The sequence below is a fragment of the Kribbella sp. NPDC104218 genome, from assembly GCF_055584105.1.
Genome location: NZ_JBVJMQ010000002.1, coordinates 1524356 through 1537346 on the forward strand (window position 1 = coordinate 1524356; position 12991 = coordinate 1537346).

The following is a 12991-nucleotide window of genomic DNA, read 5'->3' on the forward strand; positions in this document are numbered from 1 at the left end:
CCAAACGAGGGGCATCCACCTCTTCGTTGCCCGAAGCCCGCACTCCCCTTCTCGAGCTGCGGCCGCCACTGCTGCCAGCAACTTTTTTTCATGGCCAGTCGATCCGGTCGTGACTACCATGCAGCGATGAGCAGTCTTCGAATTCGTCTCCTGGGGGTGTTCGAGGTCGCCGTCGACGGCCGTGTGGTCGATGTCCGCGGCGCCACGCTCCGATCGTGTCTGGCACTCATGGCACTGCGCGCCGGACGGCCGGTGACAGCGGAGACACTGGTGGACACGCTCTGGGCCGAGCGGGAACCGAAGCACGTCCGGGCGGCTCTGCATTCGATGATGGCCAAGCTCCGGCGCCTGCTCGGACCTACCGCGATCAGTCGCGACGACGGCGGTTACACCTTGGATGTCGCTCCCGCGATGGTCGACGCATTACGGTTCGTGGCGCTGCTCGACCAAGCGGAAGGGGCCCGCGAGCGCGAGCTGCTGGACCAGGCCCTCGCGCTGTGGGGCGAGCCGCTGGTCGGCGGCATCCTGCCGGCAATCCGGCAATCACACGGCGCTTATCTCACCGAGCGCTACCTGAGCGGCCTGGAGCGCCGTATCGATCTCGACCTCGCGGCCGGGCGGACGAGCGGGGTTCATGACGATCTCCGGACGCTGATCGATACCTTTCCGCTGCGGGAATCGTTGTGGCTTCGGCTCCTCCAGACCCTCGCTGCCGAAGGACGAAGACCGGAGGCGCTCGAGTCCTACGAGCGGATGCGGACGCAGCTCGCCGACGGGCTCGGGGTCGATCCTTCCGCTGACCTTCAGGCGCTCCATCTGCAGCTGCTGCAGGACGACGTCCCGGTGCACGAGCTGTCGACCTCCGCTCGCCCACCCCAGCGGGAGCAGGAACCCAGACAACTCCCCTTGGATCTGCGGCGCTTCGTCGGCCGAGCAGCACAGCTCGAGGCCTTGGATCGTCTCCTTTCGTCCGACGCCGACGCGGCACACGTCGTCGTCCTGCACGGAGAAGCAGGTGCCGGAAAGACCAGTTTGGCCGTCCACTGGGCGCACCAGGCGAAAGAACACTTTCCCGACGGCCAGGTGTTCCTGGGGCTCAACGGATACGGCGCGGGCGAGCCGATGACCACGGACACGGCACTCGACACGATCTTGCGCGGTATCGGCGTCCCCGGCGCGCAGATCCCGCAGGACGTCGAATCGCGCAGCGCGCTGCTCCGCACCGAGCTCACGCGACGCCGGCTGTTGCTGATCCTGGACGACGCACGGAGCGCGGATCAGCTCAGACCGCTACTGCCCGGCTCGTCCGCCCGGATGATCGTGACCAGCCGGCGTCGCCTGAGCAGCCTCACGATTAGAGACGGTGCGGAACAGATCGCCGTACCGGTCCTGACCGGGCCGGAAGGCAGGGTGCTGCTCCGTCAGTTGATCCAGAGCCAGCCGGTGGACGAACCGACGCTCGACGAACTCGTGCGACTCTGCAGCGGTCTTCCACTCGCGTTGGCGATCATCGCCGAGCAGCTGAACCGGTACGCCGACGGCGCTGAATCGATCGTGGAGCGACTGCGCAACCTGGCCGATCGGATCGACGTCCTCAGCAGCGGCGACAGCCCGGGAACCGACGTCCGAGCCGTTCTGTCCTGGTCGTACCAGACGCTCGACCCGACGGCCGCGGCGATGTTTCGGGCTCTCGGCGCAACGACGGTGGAATCACTGCAGCTACCGGCGATCGCCACCATGACCGCCCTGCCCGTCGCCGAGGCACGGCGGACGCTCGCTGTTCTGATCGACTTGCATCTGGTTCGCCGGGTGAACGCGCAGCAGGTCGGGTTGCACGACGTGATGAGGGCCTACGCGCGGGAACGATCGGAGGTCGAGGACGAGCCGGAGGCTCGCAACGCGGCCGCGAATCGGCTGGTGCATTGGTACCTCGCGGCGGCGGACCTCGCTCGCGGCATCCAGGGCGGCCCGGGGTTGCTACCAGCGCTGGTCCCGCCCCCGGCCACCGCCGAACCACCTCGGATCAACACCAGTTGTGAAGCACGTCGGTGGTTCGAATCCGAGCGGCGCACGATGATCGCACTCGTCGTCGGGTCGGCCGAACGGGGCGAGCACGAACTCGCCGCTCGACTGGCCGTCATGCTGTGGGACGACCTGGAGCGAAGCCATGCGCTCAACGAGAGTCGTCTGGTCCAGGCCACGGCGGTCACTTCGGCGACACTCGCCGGTGACCCGCTCTTGCAGGCGGTCGCGCTCAACCAGCACGGCGCGACTCTCGGCATGGCAGGCGACGTGGAGGCCGCAGCATCCGCTTTGCGCGAAGCTCTGGAGCTCTTCCGCGAGCTTGGTCACGACTACGGCGTCCGGCTGGTCCGCGGCAACCTGGGTATTGCCCTGCGCCTGCTCGGTCAGCCGGACGCGGCGATGGACCAGCTGCGACTGGCGCTCGACGGGGCATCGGACCTCGAGCAAGAAGCGACCCTACGCAACAACTTGGCCATGGCCTTACTGTCGGTCGGACGCTCTACCGAAGCAATCGCCTCAGCGACCGAGGCACTGCGGCTGCATCGGATAACGGCGGACGTACGGGGCACCGCGTACGCAGCGGAGACACTGGGACAGGCCCTCAGCGCTGTCGGCGACCATCGGTCCGCCCTCGACGCCTTCGCCGAAGCCGTCCAGCTGAACGAACAGCTGGACAATCATGGCGGGTTGACGACCGCGCTCGTTCGGCTGGGCGACTCCCAGCTCGAGGTCGGCTCACCGGTTGAGGCCCGGACGACGCTGCTCCGGGCTCAGCAACTACTGGCCATCTCGGAGGATTCCGAATGGCGCACCGATCACACGAACCGAGTTCATCAGCTCCTGAGCAAGCTGCCGCCTGTCCCGCCGCTGTCCTGAGCGCGCTCGACAAGGCAGGCCCCCGGCAGCGGCCGGTGAAAAGATCGAATCCGGCGGCGGCAACGACTGGCATCTGCCGCGCCGGCGATCACGAAGAACTGAGAGGAACTCAATTACCATGCGTCGTCTTGCCCGGGCCGTGGGCTGCTTGACCTTCGCTGTCGCAGCGGTTTCCGGCATCAGCATCCCCGCCGCCGCAGCACCTCAGCGAGAGACAGCCTCCTGCGTTGAGCGCGATACCTACGTCGGCGGACGCTGGCTGACCGTCGAACTGTGCAACGACGGCACCGCTCGGGGGTTGTCCGGTTTCTCCGAGGAAGCGATCTACCTCGACCGTGCGACCAGCGCCAAACCCAAGCGCTGGGACGGCTGGATCGGGACGCGGTACAACCACTGGCTGACCGGAATCGTCGCCCGCGGCAACTACTACTGGCGAGCCTGCGTCGCGAACAGGGGCAAGTTCCACTGCTCCACCTGGCACCGATCCTGACCCTGCACCGCCTCGATGTCGCCGCTGGTTACTGACTGTCCACCTGCGATTGGTTGGGGCGGGTAGCGAGGTGGTTTTGGAGGAAGTTGTGGCGGAACTGGTAGGTGGGGCCGGGTTGGCGGAGTACGCCTCGGTGGTAGGCGTCTTCGAGGAAGGCGATGGGGTTCCAGGGGAGTTTGCCGGTGAGCGGGAGCCAGAGGCGGCCTAGGACGAGCCATTGGCCCCAGGCGGTGAGGATGAGGCCGCAGGCCAGGGCGAAGCAGATGCCGCCGGTGATTCCTACTACTAGTTCGTAGCCGGGTTCTGGGAGGAGGAGGCCGCCGGTGGTCACTTCGGGGGCCACTTGGCGGACTCGCTCCAGGACGAAGGTTCTGAGCGGGATGCTGCCGATGGCGAGGACGATTCCGCCGGCGAGGCCGCAGAGGAGCATCTGGCGGAGGGCGGTGGAGCGGTTGGCGGTGAGGAAGCTGTTCACGTCCGCGGCGGTGTCGAGCTCGGCGGGTGCGGTGAACCAGGAGACGAGGGCGGTCGCGGTGGCGGCGGCGACACCGATGACGAGGCCGCCGGCGGCTGTCTGGCCGAGGACGGTGCCGAAGGGGACGTCGAAGGCGAGCGCCGAGGCAAAGGCGGGGCCGGCGCCGAAGGCGAGGCCACAGAGGAAGGCGATGAGCACCCGCGCGCGGAGGTCGGCCAGGGGAATCGCGCCGGGTGGGCGGTGCCGGCCGATCCGCAGCCGGATGCGCGAGGGCGCGAGCGCGGCGGGACGCTTCCAGCGGACCAGGCCGTAGGCGAGAGCGATGACGGCGCCGGCCAGGAAACCGTTGACGATGCTGTTGAAGGTCTGCAGCCGAATCGTCGTCAGCGGTGGTTGGTTGCCGAAGGCCACTGCGATCGGAATGGTCAGGAGGGCGCAGAGCACCGTGATCGTGAGCGCGGAGACCACTCCGACGACCAAACAGCGCGTCCACAGACTGACCGCGGTACCGATCTCCCACCAGGCCAGGTGAGTGGTCTTCAGGTCCTCCGCGTGCCGGGCCAGGTAGCGCAGGTGTCGATCGGTCCGCTCGGTCGGTCTGAAGGTGCGGCCGCGCTCGACCGTGCCGCCCGGCTCGTCCCGGTACAGCGAGGAGACGTAGCCGGTGACGAGATGTTGCTCGATAGCGGCCGAGTCGGGGAATCGCCGTTCGTCCAGCAGTTCGGCGGGCTCGGCGTCCAGCGTGTCGGAGTAGGCAGCGCGAGCCAGGCAGACCATCAGCGGCGTGTCGAGCGCCGCCAGAATCCTCGGGGACGCCACTCGACGCCACACCGCGGGCGAACCGGCGGCGCCGAGGCGGATCGCTGCGGGCAGGTAGCTCGTCACGTCATCGCCGGCGAGCGGAGCCAGCTCGACCACAGTGGCACCGGACAGTCCCTGGACGGCGTCGGTGTATTCGTCGGGCCTGCTCGTCAGCACCATGGGCAACGAGGTGCGGTTCAGGGCATCCAGGGCCGCGCGCCGAAGTCCGGACGGGATCTCGTCGAACCCGTCGAGAACCGGCAGGATCGCACGGTTGTCGACGAGGACGGCGGCCAGCGTGAGACCGCTCCCGGTCATCGCCGCGAGGTGCGGGTAGTCGCGGATCAACTGACTGCTCAGCCAGTCCTTCGCCCTACCGGCCGTCGGATCCCAGGAGCCGACGGCGAACAACACCGGCAGCGGGTCCAGCGAGTCGCGGTCGCCGAGCAGATCGAGGACCATCCGGATCGCCAGCATCGTCTTTCCCGAGCCCGGACCGCCCAGCACCACCAGCCGACCGGACGGCGCCTGCCGGTAATAGGCGCCGGACCCGGCGAACTCCCCCACCAGGTCCGCGCCGGCCAGCTCAGCCGCGGGCTCGATCCGGCGCCATCGAACCGGCAGTGGGAACGGATCGTTCAGCTGCTGGTGCTCGTACTCCCGCCGCCAGCGATGCCCCACCGCCAGGGCCAGATCGTCCAGAGCCGGGGCGAGCCGCTGGAGGATCGGGTCAGGCGCGGAGGTGATCACCGGCCCCTGATCGGACGCCGAGGTGACCGGGCCGACCAGCCGCTCCTCGGGCAAATCGAGCGCGTTCGCGAGCGACCGGATCGTCCCGAGCCGCGGGTTGACCTGGGCGCCGGACTCGAGCCGCCCGAGCGTCCGCAAGCCGATCTCCGCCCGCTTCGCGAGCTCCTCCTGGGTCATCCGAGCCGCCTCCCGCAGCTCGCGCAGCCTGTTCCCGAACTCCGTCATCGCACTCCGTCCTGCTCGGCCGAGCGGCCACTCTAGCGACGGACCGGCCCTATATGGCCGGTTCGTGGCCTGGCTCCGGCCGCCGCTTCGCAGTCACGGTGGATGGGTGGAAGAAGAGACGAAGTCCGCGCTGATCGACCGCCTGTTCGTTCCGGGTGAGCGCTGGGGCTGGGAGCACTGTGAGCCGGCGCCGATCGGCAGGTGCCCGGAGGCCGACCTCGAGCCGACCTGGGTGGAGCCGCCGATCGGGCCCGATGTGGCGCGCTGGGAGCACCAGCTGGCGACCGGCCGGGCCCGGATGGGCAAGCGGATCGCGATCACCGTGTGCGCCTGGCTGATCGTGATGCTCGTCGAGCCGATCCTGGCGCCGCCGGTCGGCGCGATCGGCGCGGTGCTGTCCTACGTCCTCCCGGTGGTGCGCCCCCGGCAGAAGATCAAGGCGGCCTGGGCCTCGGCGATGACCGAGCGGGAGGCGCAGTACCACGAGTTCCTGCGCGAGCATCAGCAGTGGCGGTGGCGGGTCGACGCCTTCGACGAGGGCGAGCGGCTGCGCTGGGCCGGCAGCCCGCGCTGGCACCCGATCCAGCTGGACTCCGAGCCGAGCCGCGTGGACGTGTTCGGCGGCACTGGGGACGGCTGGGCCAGCCTGCTCGCCACGCTGGGCTCGTCGCTGATCGAGTCCGGCGTCGGTGTGACCGTGCTGGATCTCAGCGACCGGTACGTCGCCGGCGGACTGGCCGACTTCGTCGCGTTCCGGGGCGGTCGGGTCGCCGAGCTCTGGCTGCCTGCGGACCTGGCGGCTTTCAACGTGTTCGCCGGGCTGGAGCCGGAGGAGACCGCCGATCTCGTGGCCCAGGCCGTGAGCACCCTGCGGTACACCGAACAACGGGCGGACGTCCGCACGCTGACCGTCGACCTGCTCGACACGGTCGCCGGTGCGCTCGTCGAACCGCCGACCTTCGCCCGGCTCGCCGCCGGGCTCGATGTCCTGCGCCGTACGTACGACGAGGGCCCGCTGACAATGGCCGAGGTCACCGCGCTGACGGCCCGAGTCGATCTGCTCGGCCAGAGTGAGCGCACCCAGCAGACCCTGCAGCATTTGAGCAGCACGCTGAACCTGCTCGGCAAGGACGAGCGGCCGATCGACCCGGACGCCGACCCGGCGTCCATCTGGCTGCCGCGCGGTCTGACGATCGTGACGACGTCCAGCCTGCGGGTCCGGCGCAAGGAGATCCTCGACCGGGTCGTCTTCCAGCGCCTGCTCCGCGACATCCGGCACCAGCGCGCGGGCCGGGACGGCGTCCTGGTCGTCGCCGGCGCGGACCACATCGGCCTCGACGGCGTCGAATCGCTGGCGCAGGAGGCACGGCGTTCCGGCGTCCGGCTGGTGCTGCTTTTCGAGCGGCTGCGCAACGAGCTCAAGGAGATCCTGGGCAGCTCGGACAGCGCCGCGGTCGTGATGCGGATGGGTAACGCCCAGGACGCCGCCGCGGCGGCCGAGTTCATCGGCCGGGAGCACAAGGTCGTCCTCAGCCAGCTGACCGAGCAGATCGGAAAGACGTTCACGACCGGGACGGCGCGCGCCGAAGGCGGCTCCGACGGGACGAGCACCGGCACCGGACGGAGCACTTCGTCGACAACAGGCTGGAGCACCAACTCCGCTCGCTCCGGCCCCACCGGGCTGTTCGCTTGGGCCGACAACCGCTCGTCCGGGCGGGGGACGTCGGGATCGTCGGGCGTCTCGGAGTCCGAATCGTTCACCGAGACGCGCAGCCGATCCTGGCAGGACACCGTGAACCAGTCCGAGGCCGACTCCAGGACGGACGGCCGGACGCACTCCCGCGTCTACGAGTCGATCGTCGAGCCGACGACGATCCAGGCGTTACCGCCGACCGCGTTCCTGCTGGTCGAGGCCTCCGCCCTCGGCCGCCGAGTGGTGACCGGCGACTGCAACCCCGGGATCGTGCTCCTCGATCAGGTCGGGCCGACCCGGGAGATGACCGCACAATGACGCTCCTCGACGGTTTCGGCTTCCACGAGATCGCCTCGGTGCCGCGGCAGCCGGAGCAGGGCGAGCAGCTGTTCGGGGCCTTGACCGGCGCACACGCCGAGCTGCAGCGGGAGCGCGATGCCGGGATCGCGGTCGCGTGGTATCGCCTGCCCGGCGCGGAGCGGCTGCGGTTCGTCGCCGGCGGCCGGCCGCACTTTCCGTTGACCACGGGCCGCGACGGTCTGCTGTTCCCACCCGGTGCCCGCGGGACGCAGCTCGGCGTCGCGGACGTCGCCGCGGAGCTCCGCCGGTTGCCAGTCTGGGTGGCCTGCCCGGGCCGGGTCGACGCGCTCTGGACCGGACGCACCCGGCGCGGCGGATTCGACGACTACGCGGGCCACCTGGCCCGTCCCTTCGGCTGGCTGGTGCTCGCGACGCCGCTGTCCGCGGCCGCGGTCGACGAGGAGTTGCTTGCCCTTGGCATCGAGATCCCGCGGCTGCGGAACCGGCCGAACAACCCGGACCAACAGATCACGCTCGAACGATCCGAGGCGCGCTATCGCGAGCTGAGCCGATCCCGCGCCGACGGCGCCTGGCGGATCCGGGTCCTGGTCGGCGGCGTGACGGCAGCCGCCGTCCGGCAGACGGCGGCGGTGCTGTGCGCGGGCAGCGATCTCGGCGATCTGCCGTACGTGATTCAGCCCGGCGCCCACCCGGCGCCGCTCGCCGACGCCGCCTCGGCCCCGCCGTTCACCGGCAGTACCGAACTTCTCGCGGCGATCGCCCGGCCGCCGCGGACCGAGCTCGCGGGCATCCGGCTCACCGAGCCGATGGGCTTCGACGTCACCCCCGAACGCGACGGGCCGATCCGCCTCGGCGTCGTCCTGGACAACGCCGACCAGCCCGCCGGACCGTTCGGCGTCGATCCGGAGACGCTGAACCGGCACACCTTCGTCGCGGGGGCCACCGGTGCCGGCAAGTCGCAGACCGTGCGGTATCTGCTGGAACAGCTCCACCAGGCAGGCGTTCCCTGGCTGGTGATCGAGCCGGCGAAGGCCGAGTACGCCGCGATGGCGGGACGGATCGGCGACGGCGCGGTGACAGTCATCCGGCCGGGTGCGCCGGGCGCTCTGCCGGTGGGGCTCAACCCCCTCGAACCCGAACCCGGCTTCCCGATCCAGACCCATCTCGACCTGGTCCGCGCGCTCTTCCTGGCCGCCTTCGAGACCGAAGAGCCGTTCCCGCAGGTTCTCAGCCACGCGCTGACCCGCTGCTACCTCGACCTCGGCTGGGATCCGGTGCTGAGTGAGTCCCGGATCCGCGGCGTCGTCCCGCGGTACCCGACTCTCGCCGATCTGCGGCGCACCGCACTGGAGGTGGTGGACGGCATCGGCTACGGCCGGGAGATCACCGACAACATCCGCGGGTTCATCGACGTCCGGATCAGCTCGTTGCGGCTCGGGACGACCGGCCGGTTCTTCGAAGGCGGTCATCCGCTGGACGTCGCCGACCTGCTCGAGCGCAACGTCGTACTGGAGATCGAGGACGTCGGCAACGACCAGGACAAGGCCTTCTTCATCGGCGCCGTGCTGATCCGGTTGCACGAGCACCTCCGGACCAGGCGGCGCGGCGGAGCGGTCGAGTTGCGCCACGTCACGGTCGTCGAGGAGGCCCACCGGCTACTCAAGCGCGCCCATCCCGGGTCGCCGGCGGCGCACGCGGTCGAGTTGTTCAGTGCGCTGCTCGCCGAGATCCGCGCGTACGGCGAGGGCATCGTCGTGGCCGAGCAGATTCCCGGCAAGATCGTCCCGGACGTCCTCAAGAACACCGCACTGAAGATCGTCCATCGGCTGCCGGCCGCCGACGATCGGCGGACGGTCGGCGCGACGATGAATCTCGACGAGGCCCAGTCGCGACAGCTGGTGAGCCTGCCGCCGGGAGTCGCGGCGGTCTTCGCCGACGGGATGGATCGGCCGATCCGGATCGCCGTACCGCTCGGGGAGGATCGGGAGGCCGTCGGCCGGAACGTGCCGCCGGCCATCCGGGAGCGGCGCAGCGTGGCCTGCGGCCGGGAGTGCTCGCGTCGTCCTTGCACGCTGCGGGAGCTGAACGTCGCCGGTCGGCTCGCGGAGGAGCCGAGGATGGTCCTGTGGATCGAGCTGTTGACCGTCGCGCATCTGGTAGGCCGACCGGCGCCTCGTCCCGATCGTGGGTGGCTTCGCGAACTTACGGCGGACGCGGATCGGCGTACCGTCGAATGCGCGATCACGCACCGGGTGCAGGCGGCGATCGACGGCCGGTATCGCGGACTGTCGCCGTACTACCAGCCGGAAGCGCTGGCGACGCACCTCGCGGTGAGCGCGACCGCCGCGCTCGATGGTGAGCCGGTGGCCTGCGATGGGACGGAAGTCGAGTGGCAGGCGGGTGCTTACCGCTGGATCGACGTCCTCACCGCGCTCCGCTCCCCCGGGCTGAGCCCGGACGCCGCGCATCCGGCGACGGCCGACTGGGCAGCGCGCGGGCTGGAGCTGAACGGGAACAGTGCAGCGCAGCTCGCACAGCTCCGCGGCCATCCGGACATGTGGCTGCCGCCGGTTTCCACGATGACCGGCGTACCGCCGCGGTTCGAGGCAGCCGTCGCGAGGTTGAGCAACTGGCCCGATCCGCGGCGGCGGTTGCTGGCCGCGGCGGAGTACCTCGATCTGGCCAGCGACTGGCCGGTGCACGTCCTGGGGATACCGATGGAGGAGGAGAACTGATGGCGATGGACAACGAGTCCCGGACGCCCGAGCGCGCAGCGGGCGATCGTCCGGCCCGACAGCCGACCGCCAACCCCGCGGAGCAGCTGCTCAACGGGGAGGCGCCGCTGGCTCGCGAGGTGGCCGAGGTACGGCCGGATCGATCCTACGAGCGAGTGTCCAGGGAGGCCGCCGGTAGTCAGGAGGCGCGCTATCAGGTCGCGCGTCTGGCCGATTCGGGTGGGACGATCGCGCGCCGGATGCAGAAGGCGGTGGAGGGGACGCCGACGTCCGAGCGGGTGGACGTGCCGGTTTCGCGCCCGCAGGAGACGCCGAACGTCGATGCGGGTGGCGTGTTGCCTGCCGTCCTGCTGTCGGCGACGTTGGCCGGGATGGCCGCCAAACGCGCCTTCAGCCGGGGTGGCGAACAAGGCTCCGCAGAGGGCGGTACTGGCGAAGGGGGCGCGGACGGCGGTGGATCGGCGGACGGCGGCTCGGCTGGGCATCAACCACCGGCGGCTGGTTAGTGGATTCGACTCGGGGGTGGTGACATCTGGGAGCGGTTAGGGTGCTTTCCGTGATGGAGCGGACGCTGGCCGGGGGCCGATATGTGCTGGGCCCGGAGCCGCTTGGCGCTGGTGGGATGGGGACGGTGTGGAAGGCGTTCGACACCGTTCTGCATCGGGAGGTGGCCGTGAAGGAGTTGCGGCTGCCGCCGGGGTTGAGCGCTGCTGAGCAGCGGAACCTCCACGATCGCGCATTGCGGGAGGCTCGGGCCGCGGCTGGTCTGAACGATCCGGGGATCGTGACGATTCATGATGTGGTGACCGAGGACGGCCGGCCGTGGATCGTAATGCGGCTGCTGCCGGGTGAGTCGCTTGCGCAGACTGTGGGCAGCGAGGGGCCGTTGTCACCGCGGCGGACGGCGGAGCTCGGGCTGCGGATGCTGGCGGCGTTGACCACCGCGCACGACAACGGCGTCCTGCATCGGGATGTGAAACCGCAGAACGTGATGCTGGACGGCGACGGCCGGTGGATGCTCACCGACTTCGGGATCGCCTCGGTCGCCGGAGCGACCGGAACGCTGACCGGCACCGGCATCATCACCGGAACCCTCGGATACGTCGCACCGGAGCGGCTCTCCGGCGCGCAGCCCGGGCCCGCGGCGGATCTGTGGTCGCTGGGCGCGACGCTCTACTACGCCGTCGAAGGACGACCGGCCTTCGACCACGACGATCTCCCCGCGATGCTCGCCGCCGTGATGACCCGCGACCCGGCCCCGCCGCGCAACGCGGGCGGGCTCGCCGCGGTCATCGCCGGCCTGATGACGAAAGACCCAGACTCCCGCCTGGACGCCGACGCGGCCCGCACCCAGCTGGCCGCCATCGCCAACGGCTACCCAACCTTCGAGAACGCCCTCACCCCCGCCGACCGCCCAACCGAGAAACTCGGCAGCGACGGATCCACCAAACCCCTCCCCACCGAACAGCCGACGGCCGACCCCCGCCTGCTCGCGCTACGCACCTGGTTCTCGGGCGTCCACTCCTGGGCCGTCGGGGTCTTCCTCGTCGCGCTCGGCTACAGCGTGTACGACGAGTTTCCGCTGTGGTTCTTCGGTGTCTTGGCCGCCGCGCTCCTGGTCGGCGGCGCGATCGGCGCCGCTCTGGCGCCGGCTCTCGACCGCCGCCTCGGCCCGCCCGCCGCACTGCTCTGCAGCTCCCTGTGGCTGGGCGAATCCCTGCTCGGCGTCGGCTTCCTGATCGTCACCGAAGATCTCATCAGGTTCCTGATACCCGCCGTCCTCGCCGTGGTGCTGGTCGGCATCTGCTTCCAGATACCCAAGAGAACCAGCCCGAACGCCGCAGCTCCCACCACCGCCCGAGCCGGCGGTCTGCTCCTCGGCGGCATCACGGCAGGTATCTACTTCAGCCTCTTACAGATCCCCAACTTCTTCCAGCGACACCACCTCTACCTGGCCGATGACGACGTCTACGTCGACACGATCCTGGTCGGCATCGGAACCGTCCTGTGCCTGGCCGCCCTGGCGGTCACCTCGAAAGCCCGCGCCGCCGACCCGCGCAACCCCGCCCCCGTCGTCCTCCTGAGCCTCGTCATCCCCGCCTTCCTCATCCTCCAGACCCTCGTCAAGTAGCCGAATAGATTATGTCCAACATGTATTGTTGGCGGCACAGTACGGATCGCAGAGGAGTGCAAGCATGCCGTTGCAACCGGAGTACAGCGCCGCTGAGCTGGCCGACGCTCTGACCGAGCTGTTCCAGCGGGGTAATCGCGACCCGGTTCGGCCGATGTTGCGGGACGACCTGGTGACGCGGCTGCCGGCCTCGTTGCCGTACGGCGGGGAATTCAGCGGGATCGAGCCGTTCGAGAAGCTCTTCGGCGGGCCGCCTGGCGGGGATGCTGTGTGGGAGTCGTTCAGGATCCAGGTCGACGAGATCATCGAGGCCGACGGTTATCTGGTCGTCAGGCTGACGAACACGGCGGTGCCGAAGGCGACCGGGGTGGCCAAGGTGATCCAGAACCTTTGGCTGTTCGGAGTCCGGGACGGCCGCATCAGCAGCGCTCAGTTGTACGCCGACACGGCCGCCGCCACCGGGGTTTGA

Annotated in this window: 8 protein-coding genes; 7 read left to right on the top strand and 1 reads right to left on the bottom strand. The window is 69.7% G+C overall.

Translation table 11 applies throughout. The annotated features are described in order from the left end of the window. The first annotated feature begins 126 nt into the window (after window positions 1–126). Both ACZ6ZD_RS23000 and ACZ6ZD_RS23005 read left to right on the top strand, forming a co-directional pair. Complete coding sequence (locus ACZ6ZD_RS23000) at window positions 127–2901, top strand: AfsR/SARP family transcriptional regulator (RefSeq protein WP_465675274.1); 2775 nt, start codon at window positions 127–129, stop codon at window positions 2899–2901. Between the two features lie 118 nt (window positions 2902–3019). Then, window positions 3020–3391: a hypothetical protein gene (locus tag ACZ6ZD_RS23005; protein ID WP_465675276.1), complete on the top strand. Its 372-nt coding sequence runs from the start codon at window positions 3020–3022 to the stop codon at window positions 3389–3391. Between the two features lie 28 nt (window positions 3392–3419). On the opposite strand, the gene ACZ6ZD_RS23010 is transcribed toward ACZ6ZD_RS23005, so the two are convergent. Next, window positions 3420–5642 carry a helix-turn-helix domain-containing protein gene (locus ACZ6ZD_RS23010; protein ID WP_465675278.1) on the bottom strand — a complete coding sequence of 741 codons (2223 nt, stop codon included), beginning with the start codon at window positions 5640–5642 and terminating at the stop codon, window positions 3420–3422. 106 nt (window positions 5643–5748) lie between these two features. Here ACZ6ZD_RS23010 and ACZ6ZD_RS23015 point away from each other — a divergent pair, with 106 nt between their 5' ends. From ACZ6ZD_RS23015 to ACZ6ZD_RS23035, 5 genes are all read left to right on the top strand, one after another. Next, complete coding sequence (locus ACZ6ZD_RS23015; protein ID WP_465675279.1) at window positions 5749–7653, top strand: hypothetical protein; 1905 nt, start codon at window positions 5749–5751, stop codon at window positions 7651–7653. Continuing rightward, on the top strand, window positions 7650–10391 hold the full coding sequence (locus ACZ6ZD_RS23020; RefSeq protein ID WP_465675281.1) for an ATP-binding protein: 2742 nt from the start codon (window positions 7650–7652) through the stop codon (window positions 10389–10391). Before ACZ6ZD_RS23015 ends, ACZ6ZD_RS23020 begins: the two co-directional genes overlap by 4 nt. Then, window positions 10391–10897: a hypothetical protein gene (locus ACZ6ZD_RS23025; protein WP_465675283.1), complete on the top strand. Its 507-nt coding sequence runs from the start codon at window positions 10391–10393 to the stop codon at window positions 10895–10897. The genes ACZ6ZD_RS23020 and ACZ6ZD_RS23025 overlap by 1 nt, the downstream gene beginning before the upstream one ends. A 53-nt stretch (window positions 10898–10950) precedes the next feature. Further along, entirely contained in the window at window positions 10951–12522 is a 1572-nt protein-coding gene (locus ACZ6ZD_RS23030; RefSeq protein ID WP_465676085.1) for a serine/threonine-protein kinase, read from the top strand. A 64-nt stretch (window positions 12523–12586) separates the two neighbouring features. Further along, a complete protein-coding gene (locus ACZ6ZD_RS23035) occupies window positions 12587–12991 on the top strand; it encodes a nuclear transport factor 2 family protein (protein WP_465675285.1) in 405 nt (134 codons plus the stop codon).

Bases quoted from the DNA above. Each gene is read 5' to 3' on its own strand.
- ACZ6ZD_RS23035 (WP_465675285.1), top strand. From the start codon at position 12,587: ATGCCGTTGCAACCGGAGTACAGCGCCGCTGAGCTGGCCGACGCTCTG.
- ACZ6ZD_RS23025 (WP_465675283.1), top strand. From the start codon at position 10,391: ATGGCGATGGACAACGAGTCCCGGACGCCCGAGCGCGCAGCGGGCGAT.
- ACZ6ZD_RS23030 (WP_465676085.1), top strand. From the start codon at position 10,951: ATGGAGCGGACGCTGGCCGGGGGCCGATATGTGCTGGGCCCGGAGCCG.
- ACZ6ZD_RS23005 (WP_465675276.1), top strand. From the start codon at position 3,020: ATGCGTCGTCTTGCCCGGGCCGTGGGCTGCTTGACCTTCGCTGTCGCA.
- ACZ6ZD_RS23010 (WP_465675278.1), bottom strand. From the start codon at position 5,642: ATGACGGAGTTCGGGAACAGGCTGCGCGAGCTGCGGGAGGCGGCTCGG.
- ACZ6ZD_RS23000 (WP_465675274.1), top strand. From the start codon at position 127: ATGAGCAGTCTTCGAATTCGTCTCCTGGGGGTGTTCGAGGTCGCCGTC.
- ACZ6ZD_RS23020 (WP_465675281.1), top strand. From the start codon at position 7,650: ATGACGCTCCTCGACGGTTTCGGCTTCCACGAGATCGCCTCGGTGCCG.